The following is a 22901-nucleotide window of genomic DNA, read 5'->3' as shown; positions in this document are numbered from 1 at the left end:
ACAGCCGCAACAAGAAGGACTGGTTAAGGATTGTTTTTTCTTTCCAGTCCCTTTTCATTTTCTTAAGTATCAAAACTTATAATTCCCAACCCATCTATTGACAATTCTCCCTATCAGGGATACATACTAAAGGAGGCCATTTGTTATGCTCATAACTTTTCAAAAACTAGCTATTGTGAAAGAAGAAAGAAAACAGTATTCCCTGGCACCCTTCATTCAATCGCCAAGCGATGCGGCCCAGGCCTTCCAAACCATATTTGAACTTGAAAAAGCTGCAGAAGAAATTTTCTGCGCTTTATTCTTAAATACCAAAAACAAAATCATCGGTGCCGCCGAAGTATCGCATGGCACTCTCAATGCCTCGTTGGTCCATCCCCGTGAACTCTTTAAAAAAGCGTTGTTTCACAATGCGGCGGCTGTCATTATAGGTCACAATCACCCAAGCGGCAATCCGCAGCCAAGCCATGAAGATATTCATATCTTAAAAAAGTTGAAAGCGGCCGGTGAAATACTGGATATCCAGATTCTTGACCAAATTATTATCGGTGAAAACGGAGATTTTTACAGTTTTTCACAGCACAGTCCAATATAACTTACCGTCTCTTTTTCAAAACAATAGATTTTTTCTAATGCTGTTGTGGCAGTCTAGATAAGGTGTCTTTGATCCACCTGCAAAAAGAGCAAAAAAGCATCTGCCATGAACAGATGCCTGAAAGCCTATACCAGCTTATATTAATTTGGAATAATCCTGCGCACTATAGAAAACGCGCATAATACTAACGGTTCGGGAATTTTCATTGACTTTGTACACAAGCACGTAATTTCTAATTACCGCTTTGCGGTAGCCCTCTTTTCCTAATCGCCTATCTTGGCACCGTTCATACATCATCGGATTATTTTTCAAAAAGCTATAGCATGTAGTCACTTCATCCAGAAAGTCTCCGGCTGCCTTTGAATTAGATAACTGTATGTCAATATAGGAAACAATATTATCTAAATCCTGGTGCGCCAGCTCCGTAACAAACAGTTTATACATTATACTTTTCTCTTAAACTTTTTAAAGAAGCGTCACCGTCAAGCACCTTTCCCTCCGTCAATTGCTCTTCGGCAGCGATCAGTTTGCTGTAAACGTCGAGCATGAACATTTTCTCTTCATACATCTTCATACTCATAATGACCATATCACCATATCCATTTTTTGTAACAAAAATAGGCTCATTAGATGCATGACACCTTTGAGAAATCTCGCTAGTGTTTTTTAAATCCCGAATTGGAATGATCTGGGGCATAATACCAACTCCCTTCGTGGCTTTATTATACCACAATTATGCCCCGCTCTCAATATTTTTAGCATGAAGATAGTATTACTTCATGCTAATTCTTTATATTCCCGCCACTTTTGGACAAACTTAGCTTTGCCATATTCAGTTAGAATTCGTTTGCAAGCAATTAAATCCTGTTTATTAACCGCGCAATACGCCAAAGCTTCTTGTCCCAAATCCAGTTCGTAAAGCCGGCAGCCAAGCTCCGATACATAATAGTATTCTTTTTTCGGTGTTGCCTGCGTAAGAATTTGCAGTTGCCGGTCGTTTAACCCAAAAGCCCGGTACATTTTTTTTGAACGTTCCTCAAACGCATTTTTATTCGGCAGGAAGATCCGCGACGGACAGGATTCAAGAATGGTAGAAAAGATTGGCGAATCCGCAATATCCGCTAAGGACTGCGTTGCAAAAATAACGGCTGCGTTGCTTTTGCGAAGAACCTTAAGCCATTCCCGGATTTTAGCCGCGAAAGTTGGGTTGTCAAAGAATATCCAACATTCATCCAAATCAATCAAGGTTGGTTTTCCATCCAGGGTCTGCTCAATACGATGGAAAATATACATCAGCGCTGGCGATAAAATTGCCGGTGTATTCATTAGGGTTTCCATTTCAAAGCTCTGCCAACTGGAGAAGGAAAGCCGCTCTTCCGCCGAATCGAACATTTTTCCGTAGGCACCCTCAATCGTTAATGGCACCAAGGCGTCTTTCAACCTTTTATCCTGCACTGTCGTTTTTAACGTAGAAATGGTGCGGTAGCATTCCGGGAGTACGGCCATAGACGATAAGGCTGTCCAGATATACTTTTTAATTTCCGGCGTAATTGTCACGTTTTCTTGCCGCAAAAAATCATAAATCCATTCCGCTGCCCACATTCGTTCTTTCTCATCATCAATCCACCGCAAGGGCTGGAACGACAGCTCTGTTTCATTGCCGAGATCAAAATAATTGCCGCCGACGGCCTCTGTTAAAATACGGCTGGAACCGCCTTTATCAAAAATAAACACCCTGGCGTCTTTATATTTTCGAAACTGAGCGACAATAAGATTCAGGTGCACGGATTTCCCTGCGCCAGTCGGCCCAATAAGCATGGTGTGGCCGACATCGCCAACGTGAAGATTTAAGCGAAAGGACGTATTCTCACCGGTTTTTGTGTACAACAGCACTGGCGCTTTTAAATGGTCATTGCGTTTTTTCCCTGCCCAAATGTCCGTAATCGGCAACAGATGAATTAAATTTCCTGTTGATAGCATGGGACGGCGGATACCATAATACACGTTACCGGGAATACTGCCGAAATAGGCTTCCAAGGTATGCATTCCCTCTACTTTTGCGTTGATAGAGCCTTGCTCCATATTTGTAAACAGCTGCACAATTTCTTCTGCATGCTTTTGCAAACGGGTTTTATCCTGATCCATAAGCAGCAAAGTGGAAGAATAATAGCCACACCCTACGGTATCGGATTCAACAAGCTGTTCCATATCCCGGATTTCCTCGACTTTTTCCACCGCATTTTCATTGACCTCGTTGCCGGCAAATCCCGTAAGCAGCTCTTTGAGCGTCGCCGTAAACGGCTTTACCTTCGACCGCCAGCCACGCGCAAAGGTTTTTATTTCAGAAAGGGCATCCTGCTTATCCAAGAAATAATAGCGCGTGATAAACCGGTAGGAAAACGGCAGCGTATTTAAAACATTCATCATGCCAAACATACTGCGGTCCGGATACTTTACAGGCGATACGACTGCTAAATAGTTATCACCAAGACAGGGTTCCATCCCGCCGTAAAGCGGGGTGTCATAAAGTAATCCATCCAGAAGTATAGGGTTTTTCGGCAACTTCAACGAAACCTGCGTTAAAGAGATCGTCGAATAGAGATAGGAAAGAAGGTCATCCGGCCCCAGCCACTCGGTTTCCGGCATACCGATAGTGGAACACGATGCAAACAACAGCGCTAATTGTTTGGTATAATCTTCAATATATTCTGAAGCGTCGGTGGGCGTTTCCGTTTGTGCCGCACCCTCGACGAAGAAGTTTTTGAGCTGGCTAATAGTATCAGCTGGCGGCATCCAGTACAGCGAAAGATAATAACTGTTTTCAAAGTGCTGTCCGCTCTGAAAGTTTTTTCGCCGTTCCTCGTCTATGGCCCGTGTCACTACATCTGGAAAACAAACATCCGCATCATAGCTAACCGAAGGAGCGCGCTGTGCCTCAGCGTACAGCACCCAGCCTGTACCCAGCGTTAACAAGAGGCTGTTCATCTGTCCGGTCATCCAGGCAAGTGTTTCCTCAATGGCGCTGTCTAAATCCGGACCGCGATAACGTAGCGTCGAAAGAAAAGCGCCATCTTTTAAGACGCAAAGCCCTGCGCCGTTGTCTAAATACAGAATGCGCCCAAAGGGCATGACATTTTGTAAAAGCACACGCTTTTCCCGGTATTTCTTCAGATGAATCATGCCGAAGCCCCTTCTTCTCCCAGAAACAGCATGCCTATATCGTCAAGTTGAAACATGGGCGCAAGCAGGTAAGCGCGAAAATTACCCGGAACAGCGGCAAACCATAGTTCCGGCTGCGCATGTTCGGCATTAGCAAGCTGCCCTGTGGAGGAGATAAGGAACTCTTTTATCTGCCTACTTTGCCGGGCAAGGGCTTCCGCGTCCCTATTCCAGTGCACTAAAAGATGGGCGTAAAAGCCGCAAAGCTTCTGGGGATTTTCTTCATAGTCAAGAAGGGGAGCAATGGTCCGGCGATTTTTGCACCATCCCGCCATATAGCGATTTGCCTCCTCTGCCGCTTCGTCTTCAGTAAGGAATAAAAAGCGCCGCACCGAACGGAACGGAATGGAATTGCTTCTCAAAAAGGCATATAGCCGACCGGCTTCCGCTTCCATAAAGCCATTTAAAACCAGTACCGCTATTTGAAATCCGTCGATATAAATTTCTTGCGGATTTAGCTTATATGTCTGCTCAAGAGAAAGCATCGCATCTAAATACATCGGTATAGCAGGAAATGCAATTTGTTTTTGAATGGCAATGCTCTCAAAAAGATACTGTAACAGTTCTCCTGTATATAAACGCTGCAAGGGCAGGGTTTCTGCTAACGCATTCAACGTTTGGTCAAATTGGCCGGCAGGGTCTTCATGAATAGCTTTCGGCAGCCAGGAAAATGCCACGTAGCATCTGCCTTGCCGGTTCTCGCACCATATCGCCCACCCGGAACCCCATTCCCTGATTTGTTGAGCCAGACAATCACTGTCAAACTTCACTTCGCAGGAATAAAAAAATGCCCCAAGAAAAGAATGGTCCTTATTTTCCACGACTCCCGCCATAGGCATGGAAGCCCAGGGCAGCCATTCGGCTACTTTCGTTAGATCCCTCTGGTATTCCTGAAATATATTCATTCGTTCCTCCTCATACACCGTAATATGTTTTTTTGTGCAAATAACGCCTTAAGATGTCAAAAAACTGTTCATCCTTTTTGGTCAAATACACCGCCGATAAATGAATCAGCAGATTGACCGGCACAATCCAGGGAATATGCAGCGCCATAAGAAAGATGGACGCAAGACACATATTGAGGACAATCATACCGCGCGGCGCACCGGCAACGAGCAATTGCCCGGTAAGAGCGCGAAACAGCGGCTGAACAGCAAGCGTTTCCCCTTCCGTTTTCTGCACCATCAAAATAACACTCCCGCCGATACATCAGGCGCAAATACCTGGATTACCTGCGGAGCTAACAGGGCAATACCCGTACCGATACAAATTCGCATAGCCGTGCGCGTCATTTGCCCTTCCCCCAGCATGTACATGGCCCCGCCGACTGCGATGGCAATTGTCCCGCCAATCAAGGGAACCGTGCCCGTAAGCTCCGTATACATCGTTGCCAGGGCCGTCTTATACGGCAACTTCATACTGCTAGCATCGGTTGCCATGCCAGTACCGTGCAAAAGAAAAATACTGGCCAGCACTACTGCAAATAATAGATACCGGCTGTTTTTCCCTGTTCTTGTTTTTCGCTTTTTCATTTGATTCACTAAACTCGCCTCCTCAAAATCCATTCATGGCTCCGATTTGAGGATAATAAAAAAAGAGCGGCTGTGTGCCACCCTTTTTCCGCATTTCGTTTATACCCAAAAACGAAGCTTATGAATCAGATTCGAGTATGTTCATCCAAAGCTTCTAAACGTTTTGCTTCCCCATAAGCGCGATCCAGTTGGCTTTGGTTCACCAACACGATTGACCATGGGCCAAGCTTCATACAATTTTGCGGGCAGTAAAAACTAACCACATCCATAGCATTGACTTCCACCATTTTCTGACCGCAGACATGACATTTTGCGTGCCATATTATCGCATCGTCCTGGGCGCTACCTGGCTCATCGCCGCTTAATAAAATACGATGCACAACTTTTTGAAAAATTTCCGATGTGTGAGGCTTTACGATAAAGGCGTCAATGCCTATACAAACACTTTCCTGAACGGCATCTTCTGCATTTCGGCTGCTGCACATGATAATTTTGGCCGCAGGCTGCGTTCGCTTCACTTCTTTCAGCACCGTGACACCGTCCACATCGTCCATAATGATATCTATGATGAAAAGATCAAAGGTCTTTTCTTTTATTTTTTCCAGCGCTGCTCTCCCGCTGCCGGCCTGCTGTACTTGTTCTTCGTTAAATCCTATAGTAAGCAATTCTCGTGTAATCAAGGTCCGTGAAAATATAGAATCGTCAATAACCAAGATTTGCGCTTGATCATATGATTCTTTAATTCTATCACTGATTTTTTGTTCCATAGGAAAGCCTCCATTCTAAATTTTAGTGAAAGGTGGTCAATTTGACCACCTCCCTTTAAGCACACAAATCTCTGACCAAATATTCTTCCTTGGCAGCATCCCAGCCGTCAACTGCAAGAATCTGCTCTACTCTCCGTTGCAGCCCGCTGTAGCGCAGATACACGATAATGTCAATGGCTTCCCCGATCATGTACTGGTGTGCCCGTGCCTCGGCCCGCGCTGCCAATTCTTCCAGGCGGCGCAGTGTCTGCCGCGCGCTGTTGGCATGGACGGTTGACGCCCCGCCTTTATGGCCGGTGCTCCATGCATCCAGCAAAATAAGCGCTTCCGCGCCACGCACCTCCCCGACGATAATCCGCTCCGGCGTGAGGCGCAGCGTATCGCGCAGCAGGTCTTCCAGCGTTTTGTTTTCCGTCGTCAGGAGCCTGTCCATATCCTTTGCCGCGCATTGCAGTTCTTTGGTATCTTCCAAAAGAACAACGCGGTCCCCTGTTTTGGCAATCTCCGCCAAAACGGCATTCAGGAACGTGGTTTTTCCTGACTTGGTGCCACCAGCAGCCAGGATGTTTTTATGGGAATAAATAGCTTCCAGCAAAACCTCCCTCTGCCGTTTTGTCATAATCCCGCTTTTCACATAATCGTCTAAAGTCAGCAATCCGGCACAATGTTTTCGCATATTAAAGGCAGGTTTTTCAACAACACGCGGCAAAAGCCCCTGAAAACGAATACCCTGGAATTCGGCGGCCAGCGTTTCGTTGGTATCATTACAGACTTTTCCGGTCAGATCGGCAATCGTGTAAATGACGTTTGCCGCCGTCTGCGCATCCATCATTTTTCCTGTCGCCACTCGGCCCTTGTCTTTGGTATCAATCCAGATTACATCCGAGTTGGAATTGAGATAAATTTCTGTGATGTTATCGTCAATTAAGTAGGCGCGAATATCTTCGCCCAGCAAATAATACAGCGTTTCTTCCGTACGGCTTGGTTTCCCCAATAGGCTTTCCTCCCCCCTTATTTATTCAATAAACCGAAATGTTTCTTGTCCAACTATCGGCTCCGCTTTTTCTATGGTAACGCTTGATATCTCGTCCAGTTCATCCGTCATTTTCATGGCTTCGCAGGAGAAATCAATCCATTCGGCAAGCTGATGCTGCTTGCCCTCAAGTTCGGCTATCTCCTCTTGCCTTGCCAGGGCATAATCGGCAGTTGGCACACACATTCCCGGCGGCAACAGGTCTTCATAAGAACGAACCACGCTTGCCGTGTCCGAATGCAGGTTCAGCGCCTGTGCCTGCCCGCAGCTTTCAATTTTTTTCATAAAGAACTTCTCTTTGAAGTAAAAGAGTTTATCGGCTAAAATCGGCCGGGTTTGCGCGACAAAGACCAGTTCCTGTTCTTTGGGCAGGCGCTTCACTTCATCAGGGGTCATCAAATCGCGTCCGGTCTCTGAGGTTGTATACGATGCCGTGCCAATTCCCTGTCCGCTATTTTTACTATCCACGCGGATTGTCTTTTTCCCCAGGGACTTACTGAGCATTTCCGCCGTTCCGTCTTCGTTTGGAGTATAAAAGACCCTCACATGGCAATTCGCAATAATCGAATTGTCCTTCGTATAGGTTTTATCCAACTGATGAATGTCCTGGGCTATCAGTAGTGCTTTCAAGCCGTAGCCGGCCATGACTGCAAGCCCCAATTCCACCGAATCCATGCGCCCGAACTGAGGAAATTCGTCAAACAGGAGCAGGCAACGTTGTTTCTGCTTGCTGCCAAAATCCATTTTTTCTACATTGCGTTTAATGACAAAGTTCATAAATAAGCGAAACAGCGGTTTGATCGTATCCAGATCGCCCGGAGCCGTAACAAGAAAAACCGATACCGGGTAATCCGGCCGGAGCAAATCGGCAATTTTAAAGTCACTGGCCCCGGTATTTTTGGCGATAACGGGATTCCGGTACAGCAGAAAGGCTTTAACCGCCGAGGATAACACGCTGGACTCTTCCTTTTCTTCACGGTTCCCCATTTCCCGTGCACCTTCCAGTACCTTCGGATGCACCAATAACTCTGCATAAGGCAGCTGCGTGAAAATCTCCGGATTTTCGCTATAACGTTCTTTCATATAGGCGCGTACGTCTTGCAGTGTTTTCAGCGCTTCGACGACGCGTTTTTCCTCAGGTTCCTTTAAGCAGTCCGCCACATCTCTCTTCCAGTTGCCAATGTCAACATATGGTGTATCCGGCAGGCTGTAAATTTGATCAAGGATATTCGTTTCGCTAAAAAATTCTTCCGGCGTAATATGCGGGTAGACTTTCATTTCCGCAATGATGGCTTTGTGCGGCAAGGAAAGAAAAGTAGCAACTTCCATCATCGTTGGCGGCAGTTTCCCTTCCTGGTGCTTCTTGTACATAAGGTGCATAATGACGGTGCGCATGAGGGAAGAGGCCGTAATGACCCAGTGCGCTCCATCGCCGCTGATATCCTTGCCGTCGGGATTAGCCAGCATATCGGCGATGATTTGCACATCACCGAATTCCCGCACCGTCCGGTAGCGGATCTCCACAAGCGGGTTCCATCTGGCGCCCGTACCGTCGATGCAGCCAGGCTCAAATTTAATCACTCGGTTCTTTAGCACTTGCCGGCGATAGGGCGCAGAAAAATTCCAGTTTTCTGCCTTAACATCCGTCACCAACATTGAGTGCTTCCAAACAAGGCACGTCGGGATAATAACCCCGACGCCCTTGCCGCTGCGTGTCGGCGCGAGCAGCAGAATATGCTCCGGTCCATCGTGAAACAAGAATTTTTTTGTAAATGGATTGCGGCCTAACACAACGCCTTCTTTTACACATAAACCGCTTTTTTTGATAGCGCTGCGGCCCGCCCAGTCCGCGCTCCCGTGAGAATCAAGCGGCCTGAGCTTTGTTTCGATATAAAAACTAAGGGCGACTCCGCCCAACAGGCCAAGCAGCAGATATTTACCGGCCAGTGCCGATAAATGCGGCACCACGGCTGAAAATTTCCAGCGCCAGATAAAAATATCCCAAGGAAGATAAAGCTTTGTCCCATCGGTAAGCAGAAATCCCCAGCCTAACAGCGGATCATAGTCGCAACGTCTGGCAAACCACTGTGTGGTCAGCCAGCAAACAATCAACATAACGAATCCAACCGTACCCAACAGAACCAGGATACGCCGATTCTTTTGATCTTCCATCCTTAGCCTTCGTACGGACGAAGCGGCAAGATATCGGCGACACGCAAGAAAAAGGTGGTTCCGGGTTCAACGGTAATCGTTGGCATACGGCTCATTTTTTGATCCATCAGCTTACCTGCCGTATTGAGCAAATTGGTGGCAGCTCCTTGCGCGGCCATATTCGAAGTGCTGTAACTATCCCCGCTCGATGTATTACCGGCGGCAATCGAACCGAGAGCACCAAGCGCTGTTGTGACCAATCCGGCTGAAACAACCTGATCTCCATGCGTATCCACTTTTCCTAAAATTCCCGGAAAGCCGTCCATCCCGGCCGTTACGAGGGTTTCACCCATTTGATACGAATCGCCGTTCGGAAACAGGATACGGCTCCACTTGATATTCACGCGGGACTCGCCGAGCTTCGCTCCCCCTTCATAGGTGCCGACAAGCCGCGCTCCCATAGGAATGAGCAGCGTATCGCCATAAAGGGAATCATAGACATCAGCGGTAAGCTGCGCCGTGACTTGTCCGCCATTATCGGAATTAATGCCGCTGATCAGCATAGCCGGCAGCATAGTTCCCGGTGAAAGTGTATTCTCCCGGGCAGCTTGATAGGAATTCGTACTCTGTGCGGCTGCACTGCTATCCTGGCCATCTTTCTTGATAGTAAAGGCAATCGCCGAACTCCATATTTTTTCCTGTAAAGCCTGTGCTCTTTCCGCTGCATTCCGATTTTCCGTTTCACGTGGAGAATGCATCTCCTCCGGTAAAGTCGGCTTAATTCCCGGATTGTAAGTCTGATATACCGTCCGCGCCTGCGCTTCCCTTTCTATGCCCGGTGACGGCTGCTGCCGGTTGGCAACAACAGTCTCTTTGCCGGTGATTGTTTTTGGTTTTGTATCTTTTTGCGCCAATCGCGAAAGATCACCGTAATCATCGGACAATTGCGGTGCGGCAAGCTTTGTGTCCGCGGTTTCAATCGTCCTCTTCTTGGGTTTTGCAGCATCTTTGGAGAAAATAAAGAAAGAGCCAATAAACGAAACCAGCAGCAAAATGCAGAGAAGGTACACTTTCTTTTTATTAACGGTACGGCTTTGAGTGGTTTCCGCTTTTGTGGTTACCTCCACCTCTTTTGTAGCTGCTGCCCCGGTCGATGTCTCCCGTTTCAACCGCGCTCGCAATTGTTTTATTCCTTCCTGTAGTTGGTCCAGCATATCAGGATGCACCGCCTTCCTGGTTTTTCTGCCGTACAATCTCCACTTTTTCGCCTTGGGCGCTTTGAAGGCGCGCATGATCTAAAACGCCGCTTACAACAAAGTAGTCACTTTCGTGCTTATATTGCACCGGAGCAGTCCGGCCTTTCTCTTTGACTGCAAACAGAATCGGAAGACCTTTGCGGGTATCACCAAGACGAATGTACGTGTTTTTGCCATCATCCCATACTTCACGCGGCAGCCATGCAGGCGTCGCTTTATCTTCTGCCCGCACCGTATAATGCGACGTAAAATTTCGAATGACCGGTTGTCTCTTTTGCGCACGGTTATCGGCTTCATAACGGGCAATTTCTTCCTCTGTGCTATACTCCCAGGTGATGATGGGGTTATACCAGTCGGTCGCTACCAGCAGCAGATGATACCGGTGCCGGTCCGTATTGACAATCAAATTGGTCCTGGCCTCCGCTGCGAGCGGCTTGACATAGATATGCGGCGTGTCTTGCGCCGTATTGGAATCCACCATCCACTGCGCTGTATCGCCTGCAGCAATGTATATCAACTTGTCACCGGTGTGAATATCAATATCCGTCAGGTAACCGGGACGGCAATAGACGGTGTAGACGCTTTCCGGATTATAGGAAAATATCTTTTTGGTTTTGTCCTTTGTATCGGCGGCATCATAAAACTCCCCATACGAAAACAGGGGAGGCGCCGGGGGAATTTCTATTGTTGCCGCGTGGGCACGCGACATCACATTTTGTAAGGACAATACCAAGCTAAAAACCAAAATAAGCCGGCTGATTTTATGCTTCATTCCTTATTCTCCCTTCACGCTTTCTTTGGTCCAATTAAAGTCAGCAATAAAAATGCCCAGAGGATTAATTTCCAGTTCTTTTTGCTGTTTCGGCGGTTGCAAACGGATCGTAAAAATACCGCTCATCGGAATACTTGTCTTTTTCCCTGAAGCAATATCATAATGGTCTTCCGTCCAACGGATCTGATAGGACGAGCTGCCATCGCTCATTTCCAGCATACTTCCGATTTTAATTTGCACGGTTTCTTTCCCGAAATGCTCTAGCGGATTTTCGTTTTGCAACTGCACGTTCATTTTGTTTGCCGCCTGCTTAGTCAAAAAACCGTATGCCGATTCAATGTTTTTCTTATAGACGACTGGATCAAGCGGGAGAGAGCGGACATTTCGAATAAACTGTGAAAGAAAGTACTTCATTTCTGCTGCCTGCGGCGTATATTCTTTCGCTTCGGCCAGTCCGGCATTCTTCACTACGCCTGTTGTACTGTCCACCTCAACGACATACGGAACTACGCTGGATTTTAACGACTGAATAACCAAACCGGCTGAAATGACCAAGAGCACAAGCCACGACATCAGCAACAGGCGGCGCAAGTTATAATTTTGAATAACAATGTGTCCTTCCCGCCTGTCCCATTCCTCTTTGGCCTGATCAAACGGGGTTTTGGGCGTTGAGCTGTTGGAATACTGTTTCGGTTCGGAAAAAAACTCCTTAATTTTCATGAACTGCGCCCTCCCTGCCCCCGGCATGCTCTTTTACTCTTCATCAATAAAACACCTCCATAAGTTTCATTGTGAAAAGAGGATACACATGCTTATGGATTGCGGTGAGCGGCAGTTCTCCGAAATAGCGGCCGTCAAAAGAACTGGGCCGGTATGTTGCCAGCGGCAGAAAATAGCCTGGCTTTACTTGGAAAGTCCCACGCAGTTGCGGTAAAGGCTTTTCCTGCCGATCTACAGCGACAACCGTGCCGGCATACCGGCCGTCAATGTAAATTCCGGTATCGGTAATGGTGTACGTATCGCCTTCAACTGCGGCCACTTCCTTTAGCCAGTACCGTTCCCCCTTTGTCCAGCCGCGATCGTTGGCCAGCTGCCAAAGCTCCTGTGGCGGCGTAAAAGCAACGATATCTCCTGTCTTTACGGGCCGGTCCGGTAAGATGACGTAGAAGCCCAGTGGCATCGATTCCGTATCATTGCGAATAAACAGCCCCGGCATCTGCTGACGAAATAAAAACGGTAATGCCATCACCAGCCAGAAGAGAAGCGTCAGAACGCATTTTCTACGGGACACTCTTTTCATGCGCACCCTCCTTTCCGCTTCAGCTTAATAAAAAGCAGCGGAGGATAACGCACCCATTTCCTGCATCTTTCGTAAGCGTCAAACAAGAAAGTGGATAAAAAAGAACAAAACCTGATGTATACTAGGAATCATCAAGTTTTGTTCTTTTTGCATCTTGTTTGAATCTGCGAATTCCAAGGAAGATAATCTTCTAGAATTTCAGGATATTGCCTAAACGGAAGTCCGGGTAAATCCTGGAGAAGGAATTCTAAATAGCTATACGGGTTTAGCCCGTTGGCTTTTGCAGTTTCGATTAGACTGTATACGGCAGCGCTTGCAGCAGCTCCTTTAGGACTACCGCTAAACAGCCAGTTTTTGCGGCCAATGGTAAAGGGACGTATGCTGTTTTCCGCTAGATTGTTGGAAATGGAGCAGTGCCCATCTTTTAAATAATTCATCAGGCCATCTTTTTGATTCTGTACATAATTTAGTGCTTCACCGATTGCTGACTTTGGCGGCACTTGCCGCCGAAGAGAATCTGCCCATGCCCAAAAGGCCTCTAAAATAGGAATTTCCTGCTTCAGACGCTTTTCTTTACGCTCATCAATCGAAACATTGTGAAGAGACTTTTCGATTGCAAATAATTGATTGCAAAAAGCAATACCTTGGCTTGCCATAGCAGCTTCTGGAGCCTTTGTATCCTTAGGAAGAATATCAACAAATTTCCTGCGAACATGCGCCCAGCATAAACAACGGGTAATCTTCGGCACTTTGTTGTATCCAGCGTAGGCATCGGTGTGTAAATATCCTTCAAATCCTTTGAGGAATTTCTTGGGATAACTGCCGCCTCTGCCAGGCTGATACTCAAATATCCGAATGGAATGCTTGGCATATTGACCAGTGCTGTATACCCACATGTACGAGTCTGTGGTATTTTTGCGGCCTTCTTCCTGCATGACTGAAACCGTAGTTTCGTCGACATGCAAGTAATTCTCCTGCAGTATCTGTTGATGAAGTAAATCCACTAGAGGAATAAGCCAATCTCGTGCAGCAGCTAAAATCCAGTTTGACATTGTTGCTCGGCTTAAGCTCACTCCAAGCATCTGCCATTCTTTTTCCTGACGGTACAAAGGAATGGCATTGACGAACTTTTGATGCATGACCCAGGCGATAGTAGAGGGCGATGCCATAGAATGCAAAATGACTGGATCGGGAATTGGCGATTTTTCCATATACGGATTATCATTTTTTCGGCAAGTACGACATTCCATGGTTTCGCGATAATAGTCAATCACTCTGACTTGAGCCGGAATGAATTCTAACTCGGAGCGGACAAATTCTTCCCCTACCGATACCAGTCCATCCCCGCAGGTGTCACAAGTTCGGTCTTCTTCGGCAAGTCGGTAAACCTTTTTAACATGTTCAAGATCTTTTAAAAGTTCTTTCCGCTGACCTTTAAACCGTTTTTTTCGGTAGTTATCCGCTTCTTTGCTTAGATCTGGTTCTCCTACTTCAGGGTTGGCCTTGCTTTCTGCTTCATCAAAAAAAGATTCTTCCTCTTCAAAAAGAGATACCTGTCCTAAGGAAAGAACAGCTGTTTTTTCAGAACTTTTACCAAAGAGCTTACGAGTCAGATACTCAATTGTATTATGAAGCCGCTTATTCTCTTGCTCTAATTCCGTTATGCGTTTTTCGAAAGTAGCCATTCGTTCAGATACTGTCATAACAAATTCCTTAAATGTTATTTTATGTATCTATTATACCATAAAAACACCGCAAAAGCCACGTTTTATAAGGCTTCACGGTGTTTTTCATCATTTTATCCAAGAACTTGTATCCATCTTTTGTACCGCTTTAGGCTGGTCAACGCAAAGTCCTTCCAAAAGCCAGCGAAGCTGCTGATCGGTAATGGTACGGACAGATTCAGCACTTTTAGGCCATTGAAATGTTCCGCTTTCAAGACGTTTATACAATAAAACAAAGCCATCTTCTTCCCAAAAGAGTGCCTTCATTCGGTCGCGTCGCCGTCCACAGAACAAAAACAAGCTACTTTGAAACGGGTTTAACTGGAAAGTATGCTTTACAATCATCATGAGTCCGTCAATAGATTTGCGCATGTCGGTATAGCCGCAAGCAATATAGATCTGCTCGGCTTTTGAGATATCACCGAACAAGGCTAAGTGCCTTCAAAGTATTTTCAATTAAGGCTGTGGATGCTCCGTTATGAAGTGCAAGCGTAACGGAGCCCATCTGCAGGGTGATGTGGGAAGATGATTCTTGCACTGTAGGACTACCTGCGGTAATAGATGATGATATTTTCACTGGTACAATTGACTGAGTATTCTCACCGACAACCGGAAGAGACTCACAGGCAGCCGTACGCACAATTTTTAACCAATAATAATAACTTTGGAGCTTTATATTATGAGCAGCACACCATGAGGAGATTGTTTGCCCACTACTGCGGCATTCCTGAATAATTTCTATCCATTGATTTAAACGATATTGACGAGTGACTTCTCTAGTATTCAACTCTAAACCTCCTTAGAAGTTTTTCAAGTGTAAGCGTCCAATAAGAGAGTGGATAGAAACTTAAAACAAGCCGTGGGATAATAACTCTAAAAAACTATATGGAGTTTTTAAAGTAAAGTCGAAAAACTCCCAAAGGAGGTTTAGAGTTGGATATCCAAAAAGTAAAGCGGCAATACCGGCTGAAACAGTGGATCGAGATTGTCAGCCAGTGCCGTAGCAGTGGCCAGACGGTGGCTACCTGGTGTGCTGAAAATAACATAAATCCCAAGCAATACTACTATTGGCTGCGCTGTGTGCGTATGGCAGCCTGTGAATTTTTGCCGAAGAGTGGAAGTAGTGAGTCAAGCATTGTTCCGGTTACGCTGCCCGGTTCTTTACTTGAAGCAAATCAGGCTGCTCCGACTACTGCCGGATCGCCTGCCCCTCTCATTCTTCGCCTAGGCTCGGCTATCATAGAACTTCATAATGATGCATCGCCAGAACTAATTGCCCATACGGTTAAGGCCCTTGCTTATGCTCGGTGACATTACCCAAGCTAATCAAATCTATATTGCCTGTGGCTATACGGATATGCGAAAATCCATTGATGGGCTGGTTATGCTCATTAAACAGCACTGGGCTCTAAATCCTTTTCAAAATAGCCTGTTCTTATTCTGCGGCCGCCGGCGCGATCGCATGAAAGCTCTCCTGTGGGAGGGTGACGGTTTTGTCCTGCTGTATAAACGCCTGGAAAAGGGCCGCTTTCAGTGGCCACATAGCGCTGAGGCAGTTCGGGCCATTACTCCACAGCAGCTTCGTTGGCTGTTAGAAGGTCTGTGCATCGATCCGCCAAAGGCAGTACAAAAGCTGGATACTTCGGCCTGGGTATGATAGAAAAAAACATCCACAACCCTTACAATTCCTGGGTTTTTAACGGTTTTTGTGGTATAATGGATATAGCAAAAAGATCGTACAAAGGAATTGCCAGATGACGTTTCTAGATCGGATGGAAGCTTTTGAAAAACGAATTACAGAGCTGGAAGCAGAAAACAAACGGCTGCATGATACAGTGGCCTATTTGACGAAACAGCTCTTTGGTAAGCGATCTGAGAAGACATCTTCCCTTTCTGAGGGACAGGTGTCTCTTTTTGATGAGTTACCACCGGTGTTCAACGAAGCAGAGACTGAGGCTGATCTCAAATTAGTTGAGCCTGACCTTAAGCAGGAGGCGGACAAGTTCGCCAAGAAACGCTACAAAGGCCAACGTAAAGATCAAATCAAACATCTGGAACATGTGAAAAAGGTCTATCACCTAGTTGACGAGGAACGCTCCTGTGAAACCTGCGGCACCGAACTGGTGGCTGTCGGTGAAGAGTTCGTCCGGTCTGAACTGGAATTTATTCCGGCTCAGGTCCGGGTTATCGACTATTACCGTGAGACGCTGGAATGCCGGACTTGTCGGAAAAGCGACAGACCATATATGGAAAAAGCCGAGGTTCCTGATCCGGTCATTCTGCATTCTTTAGCTTCACCATCCACGCTAGCTTGGATTATGCATCAAAAGTTTGTCAACGCCATTCCCTTATACCGACAGGAAGCCGAGTGGAAGATGCTGGGTGTAAATTTAAGTCGGGCTACCATGTCTAACTGGATGATGGTGGCCGCACGAGATTGGCTGCTACCAGTTGTTGAACGACTGCACCAGGAACTGTTAAAAGAAAAATATCTGCATGTCGACGAGACGCCCATCCAGGTCTTACAGGAAGAAGGAAGGAAAAATACGACAGAGTCGTACATGTGGGTCTACAGCACTGGTCAGTATGGAGAGTATCCTATTCGACTTTTCGAGTATCAGCCCGGCCGTGGCGGCAATTACCCGAAAAAGTTTCTTAAAGGATTTCAAGGATATTTGCATACCGATGCGTATGCCGGGTATGACAAAGTCGAGAAGATGACCCGGTGCTATTGCTGGGCCCATGTACGAAGAAAGTTCGTGGATGCTCTGCCCAAAGATGTACAGTCGCCAGAAGCGACATTGGCTGCAAATGGAATTCAATTTTGCAACCAGTTATTTGAAATGGAAAAAATACTGCGCGACTTACCGGCAGATGAGCGCTACAAAGAGCGTCTAACGAAGCAAATGCCCTTCTTAGAGGCCTTTTGGTCGTGGGCAGAATCCTCGAAACAAACCATACCTCCCAAAAGCAAAACCAGTGAAGCCTTGCTATATGCCTTAAAGTACAAAGAAGGTTTAATGAACTATTTGAAAGACGGAAACTGCTCTATTTCTAATAACCTGGCGGAAAACAGCATTCGGCCATTTACGATTGGGAGGAAAAACTGGTTATTTAGCGGCAGTCCCAAGGGAGCAGCCGCTAGTGCTGCCATTTACAGTCTGGTAGAGACAGCTAAGGCCAATGGATTATCTCCTCATCATTATTTAGAGTATATTTTAGGAGATTTGCCTGGTGTTCCTTTTCGGCAATATCCCGAGAGTTTAGACGACTATCTCCCATGGCAACTGAACATTCAGAAAAGATGCTCTCTTAGTAAAACCGGCAAATGAGATTGCCGGTTTTGTTTTTTTCTAGCCACCTTCTTGTCTGACGCTTACTTTCAAGTTACTCGAAAAACTCTATTTTTTGATTTAGAGCAATTATCTCACGAATGATTCTTCGATTCTATCCACTGTCTTGTTTGACGGTTACCATCTTTCTGACGAAAAGTAAAAAAGACTTGCATCGCTCAAATGATGCAAGTCTTTTCCGTGGTACCGCAAAATGGCTAACCCATTTTATTATTCTCATTAATTAACTCTGCTTTATCTGAAATTCTAACCGACTATACCCTCCGGCGAAATAGACTAATTAGCCTGATCTTTTAAATTAATGCTTTTTCTCTCTAATCCGTGCTTCTTATACTTATATGAGATATAACTCGCAAAGGATTTTTCATGTGTAGAAATCAATAATTGAGAATCTTCAAATTCGCTTCTTAAAAGTTCAACAAATGAAACTATATTTAGATCATCCATACATTGCACCGGATCATCTATAAAAATAGTATTCAAACCATCTTGGGCAAAAATTTTATTTAAAGCAAGAGAAAAGCTCAATAAAACACCAGAAAGTTGGCCAGAGCTCATTGTATATAAGACATCATGCTGCTGTCCAGGAGTCGTAAATCTAATAGAATCCACTTCACCTTTTGATGCATGCGCTTGACGGATAAAAATTCCCTGACCGCCTTGGTATGATTGCAATATACGTGCACTATAGATATAAAAAGGAATCTCAATTTTCGATATAATTTGTGCTTGATATTTTGATAGTAAGCGTCAAAAGGCACAAAAAAAACCGCTACCGAAATTAATCAGTAGCAGCTTTGGGGACTTTGCAGAAATCTGGAGCCGCAGAAGGTAATAGCCTTGATAGGACATCTGGGTTACTGTGAATATCAAGATTCGGTGCTTGTTTAAAGATGTGGGTTAAATAGGCATATGGATTTAAGTCATTTTCCTTTGCCGTTTCAATCAAACTGAAAATAATTGCACTTGCTTTAGCTCCACGCGGCGTATTGGCAAACAAGAAGTTCTTCCTGTCGATTACGAACGGTTTTACACTTCGTTCCGCACGGTTGTTGCTAATTTCAAGTCGACCATCCAAAAGATAGCGTTCGAGATATTTCCATTGGTTCAGTGTATATTGAACTGCACGGCCAAATCCGCTCTTGGTAGATATTTTGGCGGCATGAAGGTATGACAAAAATCCGTCAAGCACTGGTTTTGCCAGTTCCTGCCGTTTTTGTTGGCGTTCTTTTGCCGTATAATCTAGGAGTTTTTTTTCAATAGCAAACAATTCATCACAATACCGTTTGCCCTTTAATGCACCTGACCCTTCCCGGTCTTTTTCCGGCAGACTCTTTAAGGCTTCATCAAACTTACGCCTCGCATGAGCCCAACAGCCAACGGTGATGATTTTTTCCGGTAGACTTTGATATCCTGCATATCCATCGGTATGCAAATATCCTTGGAAATCTGTCAGAAATTCCATAGGCCGTTTTGCCTTTCGGTCAGGCTGGTACTCGAATAAAACAATTGGCATTTTGGCATCACCGCTTGTTCGATATACCCACATATAGCTTTTGCTTTGCGCCGATTTTCCAGGTTCATGCAATACTTGCAGAACCGTTTCGTCAGCGTGAAGAATTTCTTCTTGGCAAAGTGCTTTATGCATTATCTGATATATCGGTTCTAGCCAATCTTCGCTACATCGCAGCAGCCAATTGGACATCGTCTGCCGCGAAAGGTAGATCCCCATCCGGTGCCATTCTTGTTCTTGCCGATATAATGGAAGACCGCATGCAAATTTCTGTGTCATAATATGAGCTACCGCTTCAGCGGAAGCAAAGCTCCCCGCAATAACCGGTTTTTCCATTGGAGTTTTGACAATGGGAACTTCGCAGGCATTAATCTCGCAGTTTCGGCAGGCATAGGTATGGTAAACATGTTCTACGATTGTAGCTTGTGCCGGAATAAGTTTGAGTTCCCGGCGAATTTCTTTGCCCATGATATGAAGTTTTCCCTGGCATGCAGGACAGGAATCCTCTTCTAAGAAATGTTCCACCACTTCTACTGGCAAATCTGCTGGCAGACGATCTTTGCGTTGTTTTGCCGCTTTGCGATAATGGCTTTGTACTTCAGCAAGTTTTGGTTCTGGCTCTTTTTCATCTGCCAGAACTTCCGCTTCATTGAATAAATCCATGCAGTCGTACTTACTTTTTTCACTGGATGCGCCAAATTGCTTTTGCCGTGTGAGACGCATTTGTTCCATAAGCCAATTGACCTTTTTCGCCAATTCCTTATTTTCGCTCTGCAGAGATTCATATTCAGCACGAGAAACCATAATGATTTCGTCTTTTGTTGTTTCAGGTAATTCCGCTCTTTTTTCCATAAAGCTAGTATACTATACTTTTTCCAATTTCCCAACAAAAATGCTTATGTCATCTGCAGAGGATCGACTTTTTTATGCGCTTTGGGCTGCTCAGTTGTAAGCCCTTCCATCAGCCAGCGAAACTGTTGCGCGCTAAGCTCTTTTACTTGACTTTGCGTTTTCGGCCATTGGAAGCTGGCGTTTTCCAGACGCTTATATAAGAGAACAAAGCCGTTATTTTCCCAGAAAAGTGCTTTCATCCGATCACGTCGCCTGCCACAGAAAAGAAACAGACTGTTGGAAAAAGGATCAAGGTGAAAACTTTGCTCAACAATGCCTACCAATCCATCAATCGACTTTCGCATATCAGTATAACCGCAGGCGATGTAAATATGTTCGGCTCGAGAAATATTACCTAGCATAAATGCCGCAGAGCCGAAAGAGCAGACGCAATCGTCTGACTGGCAGCGCCCTCATAAATGTGAATAAAGAGCCCGTTTTTTTCGATGGTGAGTGCAATGACTTCTTTGGGACGTAAAGGTTGTGTTACTTCCGCAAAAACAGGAATTTGCGGAGCCCCAATTACCTCCGGTGCTTTTTCTGGCTGAGTGCAAAATGTTTGGCAAGTCGCTTCATAGACTAGTTTTTGCCAATGGTAATAGGTTTTTATATTAATTTCATGTTTTTCGCACCAATCTTTAATGGACTGCCCGCTGCTGCGGCAGTCGGTGACAATTTGCTTCCAATGCTGGAGCCGAACTTCGTGCGTAAGCTTTTGAACCAAGTACCTAGACCTCCTTCGATCTTCCGGGATTCTTTAAGAATCTATATGTGTCCATTTGATTCTCTCAGAATCTATTTTCGCATCGGAAGTCTTGATTGTACATGTGCGGCTCGGCTTGACGCTTACTTTTGATATGCATTTTTTCCAGAACTTTAAATAATTATCTAAATCCTTATGTACCTCACTTGCTAAACGATTTTTAAAATCAGTGAGTTTTTTTATTTTTGTCATCAAATCGTTTTGTGAAATGATAAATTTATAATGTATGTATGATATTTTTTTATCAATATTCAATGGTAAAGTTTCTTCAATATTCTTTATTGAATCAAAAAACAACTCAACAAATTGCGAATATTTATGCGTCTCCTTCTCATTAATATATTCTGTTGGTAATAAAACAATCTTATTACCTATGCCTTTTTCTATGCGTTCATAAACTTCTTTAGCGTTATCGGCGTTAAATTTATAAGAAGTAGTATCCAGTCCAATTTTTTCTAATAAATTTTTCACGTTTTCATATTTTTGTAAATTACTTGTATTATGAATTTGATTAAATTCAACTAACAATATATTTGAGTTGAATGTATCCAGTTCTTTTTGCAACGCATTAGAAAGCTGCTTTTCAAATAAATCTTTCAATTCTGCCAAGATATCCAGGCATCTCTTTTCTGAACCGTTGACCAGTTTCGACAATCTTTCTGATGTTATTTCAACATTTTTAGCAAAAACTTCTGCATCTTTCCAATCAAAGCCACAATATGGGCATTCACCATTAGATGAAAAAGCTTCTTCAGTTTTAAATTTATCTATTAACTGTTGCCGAATCCTAATAATATCAGAAAGAGTTTGCTGTGCACTTACAGATGAATTCTTATTCTCTTTATAATCCTTAATTAATTGTGTTATATGCAGAATAATATTATCTGAATCATCAATCTGTAACATCTCAAACAATTTTACAAAATCTACATCGTTGAATTTTCCTTCATTAGCTAGCTGCTTTTGTTCTTGAAGCAGTTTCATATTTTTCTGTTTTGTTATATATATTGGCATATTACCAGCTATCTCATTGTATAAACAGAAAGCTCGTAAATCTGCATGCCTTACATTTTCATTCAAGTCTAGAAACTTCTGGCACGCAATGTTTTTAATATCTTCTTTATAAAATTTAATATTAGTTACAATTGACTTTATTGCTCTTAGTTGCTGCAAAATACTTTCCAAATCTTTCTGATTATTTATTTCTATAGTTTCTAAATCCCAGGGGACATCTTTAACTAGCAACTTTATGTAATCACATTGATGTCCAGCAGTATTGCCCAAATCCTTAGATAAATTTTCTGATAGTCTCTTTATCTCATTGTCAAGATTATCTATAACATTTTTTAAATTCTTTTTTCCATCATTTATATTTTTCAATTTTTCTTGTTCCTGTTTTATCTGGAAAAGAGAATCTATTGATTTTACTCTATCTTTTTCAGTATTCTTAAAAAAATCTAACCGATCTTCCTGTTTGACATAGTACAACATAAAAAATAAATTTTGAGAAGTATCTCCAAATATTTCTTTTTGGAAATTCTCTAAATCAGACTTAGATATAATTTGACTAGAATTAAACTCTTCAATATCAAAATCCGTAAGTAAATATGTATTCGTAATGTCTGTTAACTTTTTGGGATTATAATTTGTAGTACCAGATTCATGTCCAACAGCTAATACTTTCTTTGCAATTATTACCTTTTTTTCCGAATTGGATTCATCTTTTTCCAAATTGGTTTTATCACTAATAGTAAATTCCGCTTTTATAATTACATCTTTTGAAGAATCATTTGCCAGAAAAAGCTCATCATATTTCAGCGCTCCATTTATTGATGAATTTTCAGTAATACGTTTTATAGTACCTGTAATAATAAATTCAATGGCGTCAAAAATACTTGTTTTACCATAGCCGTTTGGTCCATCAAAGATATTTAACCCATCGCTAAATTCTAACGTTGTAGCTTGAAATAGTTTATAGTTTTTTAAATATAAACGAGTTAGTCTAATATTTTTCAAAATTCACTCCCCCTCTACA

The 22901-nt window shown here is 44.1% G+C and carries 25 protein-coding genes; 4 read left to right on the top strand and 21 right to left on the bottom strand.

The genetic code is table 11. The features are described 5' to 3' along the window. The first annotated feature begins 145 nt into the window (after positions 1-145). Positions 146-592: a JAB domain-containing protein gene (locus BLR65_RS04455; protein WP_093792904.1), complete on the top strand. Its 447-nt coding sequence runs from the start codon at positions 146-148 to the stop codon at positions 590-592. A gap of 135 nt (positions 593-727) precedes the next feature. On the opposite strand, the gene BLR65_RS04450 is transcribed toward BLR65_RS04455, so the two are convergent. From BLR65_RS04450 to tnpA (BLR65_RS04375), 16 genes are all read right to left on the bottom strand, one after another. After that, positions 728-1036: a type II toxin-antitoxin system RelE/ParE family toxin gene (locus tag BLR65_RS04450; protein WP_093792902.1), complete on the bottom strand. Its 309-nt coding sequence runs from the start codon at positions 1034-1036 to the stop codon at positions 728-730. Then, positions 1029-1289, bottom strand: a complete 261-nt coding sequence (locus BLR65_RS04445) for a type II toxin-antitoxin system Phd/YefM family antitoxin (protein WP_093792900.1) — start codon at positions 1287-1289, stop codon at positions 1029-1031. Before BLR65_RS04445 ends, BLR65_RS04450 begins: the two co-directional genes overlap by 8 nt. An 80-nt stretch (positions 1290-1369) precedes the next feature. After that, the gene (locus BLR65_RS04440; protein ID WP_093792898.1) at positions 1370-3772 is read right to left on the bottom strand and encodes a TraG/VirB4 family ATPase; all 2403 of its coding nucleotides are present in this window, start codon (positions 3770-3772) and stop codon (positions 1370-1372) included. Further along, a complete protein-coding gene (locus tag BLR65_RS04435; RefSeq protein WP_093792896.1) occupies positions 3769-4716 on the bottom strand; it encodes a hypothetical protein in 948 nt (315 codons plus the stop codon). The genes BLR65_RS04440 and BLR65_RS04435 overlap by 4 nt, the downstream gene beginning before the upstream one ends. Before the next feature lie 10 nt (positions 4717-4726). Continuing rightward, on the bottom strand, positions 4727-4996 hold the full coding sequence (locus BLR65_RS04430; protein ID WP_093792894.1) for a VirB3 family type IV secretion system protein: 270 nt from the start codon (positions 4994-4996) through the stop codon (positions 4727-4729). Then, positions 4996-5343, bottom strand: a complete 348-nt coding sequence (locus BLR65_RS04425) for a TrbC/VirB2 family protein (protein WP_245692419.1) — start codon at positions 5341-5343, stop codon at positions 4996-4998. Before BLR65_RS04425 ends, BLR65_RS04430 begins: the two co-directional genes overlap by 1 nt. Before the next feature lie 125 nt (positions 5344-5468). Continuing rightward, positions 5469-6110 (bottom strand): response regulator, encoded by a 642-nt coding sequence (locus BLR65_RS04420; RefSeq protein ID WP_093792890.1) that lies wholly within the window; start codon positions 6108-6110, stop codon positions 5469-5471. A gap of 55 nt (positions 6111-6165) precedes the next feature. Continuing rightward, the gene (gene trbB, locus BLR65_RS04415; RefSeq protein ID WP_093792888.1) at positions 6166-7104 is read right to left on the bottom strand and encodes a P-type conjugative transfer ATPase TrbB; all 939 of its coding nucleotides are present in this window, start codon (positions 7102-7104) and stop codon (positions 6166-6168) included. Positions 7105-7125: 21 nt separating this feature from the next. Next, entirely contained in the window at positions 7126-9315 is a 2190-nt protein-coding gene (locus tag BLR65_RS04410) for a type IV secretory system conjugative DNA transfer family protein (protein WP_093792886.1), read from the bottom strand. A 2-nt stretch (positions 9316-9317) separates the two neighbouring features. After that, entirely contained in the window at positions 9318-10508 is a 1191-nt protein-coding gene (locus BLR65_RS04405) for a TraB/TrbI/VirB10 family type IV secretion system protein (protein ID WP_169716890.1), read from the bottom strand. Between the two features lies 1 nt (position 10509). Beyond that, complete coding sequence (locus BLR65_RS04400) at positions 10510-11322, bottom strand: TrbG/VirB9 family P-type conjugative transfer protein (RefSeq protein ID WP_093792882.1); 813 nt, start codon at positions 11320-11322, stop codon at positions 10510-10512. Positions 11323-11325: 3 nt separating this feature from the next. Beyond that, positions 11326-12042, bottom strand: coding sequence for a conjugal transfer protein TrbF (gene trbF, locus BLR65_RS04395; protein ID WP_169716889.1), 717 nt, complete (start codon positions 12040-12042; stop codon positions 11326-11328). Positions 12043-12085: 43 nt separating this feature from the next. Continuing rightward, entirely contained in the window at positions 12086-12622 is a 537-nt protein-coding gene (locus BLR65_RS04390; protein ID WP_093792878.1) for a S26 family signal peptidase, read from the bottom strand. A gap of 131 nt (positions 12623-12753) precedes the next feature. Continuing rightward, the gene (gene tnpC / locus BLR65_RS04385; protein WP_093792876.1) at positions 12754-14325 is read right to left on the bottom strand and encodes an IS66 family transposase; all 1572 of its coding nucleotides are present in this window, start codon (positions 14323-14325) and stop codon (positions 12754-12756) included. A gap of 90 nt (positions 14326-14415) precedes the next feature. After that, positions 14416-14775, bottom strand: coding sequence for an IS66 family insertion sequence element accessory protein TnpB (gene tnpB / locus BLR65_RS04380; RefSeq protein ID WP_093792874.1), 360 nt, complete (start codon positions 14773-14775; stop codon positions 14416-14418). Further along, complete coding sequence (gene tnpA / locus BLR65_RS04375; protein WP_093792872.1) at positions 14765-15133, bottom strand: IS66 family insertion sequence element accessory protein TnpA; 369 nt, start codon at positions 15131-15133, stop codon at positions 14765-14767. The genes tnpB (BLR65_RS04380) and tnpA (BLR65_RS04375) overlap by 11 nt, the downstream gene beginning before the upstream one ends. A 146-nt stretch (positions 15134-15279) precedes the next feature. Here tnpA (BLR65_RS04375) and tnpA (BLR65_RS04370) point away from each other — a divergent pair, with 146 nt between their 5' ends. The 3 genes from tnpA (BLR65_RS04370) (at position 15280) to tnpC (BLR65_RS04360) (ending at position 17678) form a co-directional block, all read left to right on the top strand. Continuing rightward, a complete protein-coding gene (gene tnpA, locus BLR65_RS04370) occupies positions 15280-15657 on the top strand; it encodes an IS66 family insertion sequence element accessory protein TnpA (RefSeq protein WP_093792870.1) in 378 nt (125 codons plus the stop codon). Beyond that, complete coding sequence (gene tnpB / locus BLR65_RS04365) at positions 15647-16003, top strand: IS66 family insertion sequence element accessory protein TnpB (protein WP_093792868.1); 357 nt, start codon at positions 15647-15649, stop codon at positions 16001-16003. The genes tnpA (BLR65_RS04370) and tnpB (BLR65_RS04365) overlap by 11 nt, the downstream gene beginning before the upstream one ends. Before the next feature lie 97 nt (positions 16004-16100). Then, the gene (gene tnpC / locus BLR65_RS04360; RefSeq protein WP_093792866.1) at positions 16101-17678 is read left to right on the top strand and encodes an IS66 family transposase; all 1578 of its coding nucleotides are present in this window, start codon (positions 16101-16103) and stop codon (positions 17676-17678) included. Positions 17679-17975: 297 nt separating this feature from the next. Here the strand turns inward: tnpC (BLR65_RS04360) and BLR65_RS04355 are convergent, their stop codons facing one another. The 5 genes from BLR65_RS04355 to BLR65_RS04335 form a co-directional block, all read right to left on the bottom strand. Further along, positions 17976-18374 carry a hypothetical protein gene (locus tag BLR65_RS04355; protein WP_093792864.1) on the bottom strand — a complete coding sequence of 133 codons (399 nt, stop codon included), beginning with the start codon at positions 18372-18374 and terminating at the stop codon, positions 17976-17978. Between the two features lie 106 nt (positions 18375-18480). Next, positions 18481-20064, bottom strand: a complete 1584-nt coding sequence (gene tnpC / locus BLR65_RS04350) for an IS66 family transposase (RefSeq protein ID WP_093792862.1) — start codon at positions 20062-20064, stop codon at positions 18481-18483. Positions 20065-20108: 44 nt separating this feature from the next. Next, positions 20109-20465, bottom strand: coding sequence for an IS66 family insertion sequence element accessory protein TnpB (tnpB, locus tag BLR65_RS04345; protein ID WP_093792860.1), 357 nt, complete (start codon positions 20463-20465; stop codon positions 20109-20111). Then, positions 20459-20827 carry an IS66 family insertion sequence element accessory protein TnpA gene (gene tnpA, locus BLR65_RS04340; protein ID WP_093792858.1) on the bottom strand — a complete coding sequence of 123 codons (369 nt, stop codon included), beginning with the start codon at positions 20825-20827 and terminating at the stop codon, positions 20459-20461. The genes tnpB (BLR65_RS04345) and tnpA (BLR65_RS04340) overlap by 7 nt, the downstream gene beginning before the upstream one ends. A gap of 33 nt (positions 20828-20860) precedes the next feature. Next, positions 20861-22882, bottom strand: a complete 2022-nt coding sequence (locus BLR65_RS04335) for an AAA family ATPase (RefSeq protein WP_169716888.1) — start codon at positions 22880-22882, stop codon at positions 20861-20863. Positions 22883-22901 lie beyond the last annotated feature (19 nt).

It is taken from the genome of Sporomusa acidovorans, from assembly GCF_900101845.1.
GTDB lineage: Bacteria > Bacillota > Negativicutes > Sporomusales > Sporomusaceae > Sporomusa > Sporomusa acidovorans.
Note: the sequence above shows the minus strand (reverse complement) of the source record. Positions and strands in the feature narration are given on the sequence as shown.

Bases quoted from the DNA above. Each gene is read 5' to 3' on its own strand.
- BLR65_RS04455 (WP_093792904.1), top strand. From the start codon at position 146: ATGCTCATAACTTTTCAAAAACTAGCTATTGTGAAAGAAGAAAGAAAA.
- BLR65_RS04450 (WP_093792902.1), bottom strand. From the start codon at position 1,036: ATGTATAAACTGTTTGTTACGGAGCTGGCGCACCAGGATTTAGATAAT.
- BLR65_RS04445 (WP_093792900.1), bottom strand. From the start codon at position 1,289: ATGCCCCAGATCATTCCAATTCGGGATTTAAAAAACACTAGCGAGATT.
- BLR65_RS04440 (WP_093792898.1), bottom strand. From the start codon at position 3,772: ATGATTCATCTGAAGAAATACCGGGAAAAGCGTGTGCTTTTACAAAAT.
- BLR65_RS04435 (WP_093792896.1), bottom strand. From the start codon at position 4,716: ATGAATATATTTCAGGAATACCAGAGGGATCTAACGAAAGTAGCCGAA.
- BLR65_RS04430 (WP_093792894.1), bottom strand. From the start codon at position 4,996: ATGGTGCAGAAAACGGAAGGGGAAACGCTTGCTGTTCAGCCGCTGTTT.
- BLR65_RS04425 (WP_245692419.1), bottom strand. From the start codon at position 5,343: ATGAAAAAGCGAAAAACAAGAACAGGGAAAAACAGCCGGTATCTATTA.
- BLR65_RS04420 (WP_093792890.1), bottom strand. From the start codon at position 6,110: ATGGAACAAAAAATCAGTGATAGAATTAAAGAATCATATGATCAAGCG.
- BLR65_RS04410 (WP_093792886.1), bottom strand. From the start codon at position 9,315: ATGGAAGATCAAAAGAATCGGCGTATCCTGGTTCTGTTGGGTACGGTT.
- BLR65_RS04405 (WP_169716890.1), bottom strand. From the start codon at position 10,508: ATGCTGGACCAACTACAGGAAGGAATAAAACAATTGCGAGCGCGGTTG.
- BLR65_RS04400 (WP_093792882.1), bottom strand. From the start codon at position 11,322: ATGAAGCATAAAATCAGCCGGCTTATTTTGGTTTTTAGCTTGGTATTG.
- trbF (WP_169716889.1), bottom strand. From the start codon at position 12,042: ATGAAAATTAAGGAGTTTTTTTCCGAACCGAAACAGTATTCCAACAGC.
- BLR65_RS04390 (WP_093792878.1), bottom strand. From the start codon at position 12,622: ATGAAAAGAGTGTCCCGTAGAAAATGCGTTCTGACGCTTCTCTTCTGG.
- tnpC (WP_093792876.1), bottom strand. From the start codon at position 14,325: ATGACAGTATCTGAACGAATGGCTACTTTCGAAAAACGCATAACGGAA.
- tnpB (WP_093792868.1), top strand. From the start codon at position 15,647: ATGCTCGGTGACATTACCCAAGCTAATCAAATCTATATTGCCTGTGGC.
- tnpC (WP_093792866.1), top strand. From the start codon at position 16,101: ATGACGTTTCTAGATCGGATGGAAGCTTTTGAAAAACGAATTACAGAG.
- tnpC (WP_093792862.1), bottom strand. From the start codon at position 20,064: ATGGAAAAAAGAGCGGAATTACCTGAAACAACAAAAGACGAAATCATT.
- tnpB (WP_093792860.1), bottom strand. From the start codon at position 20,465: ATGCTAGGTAATATTTCTCGAGCCGAACATATTTACATCGCCTGCGGT.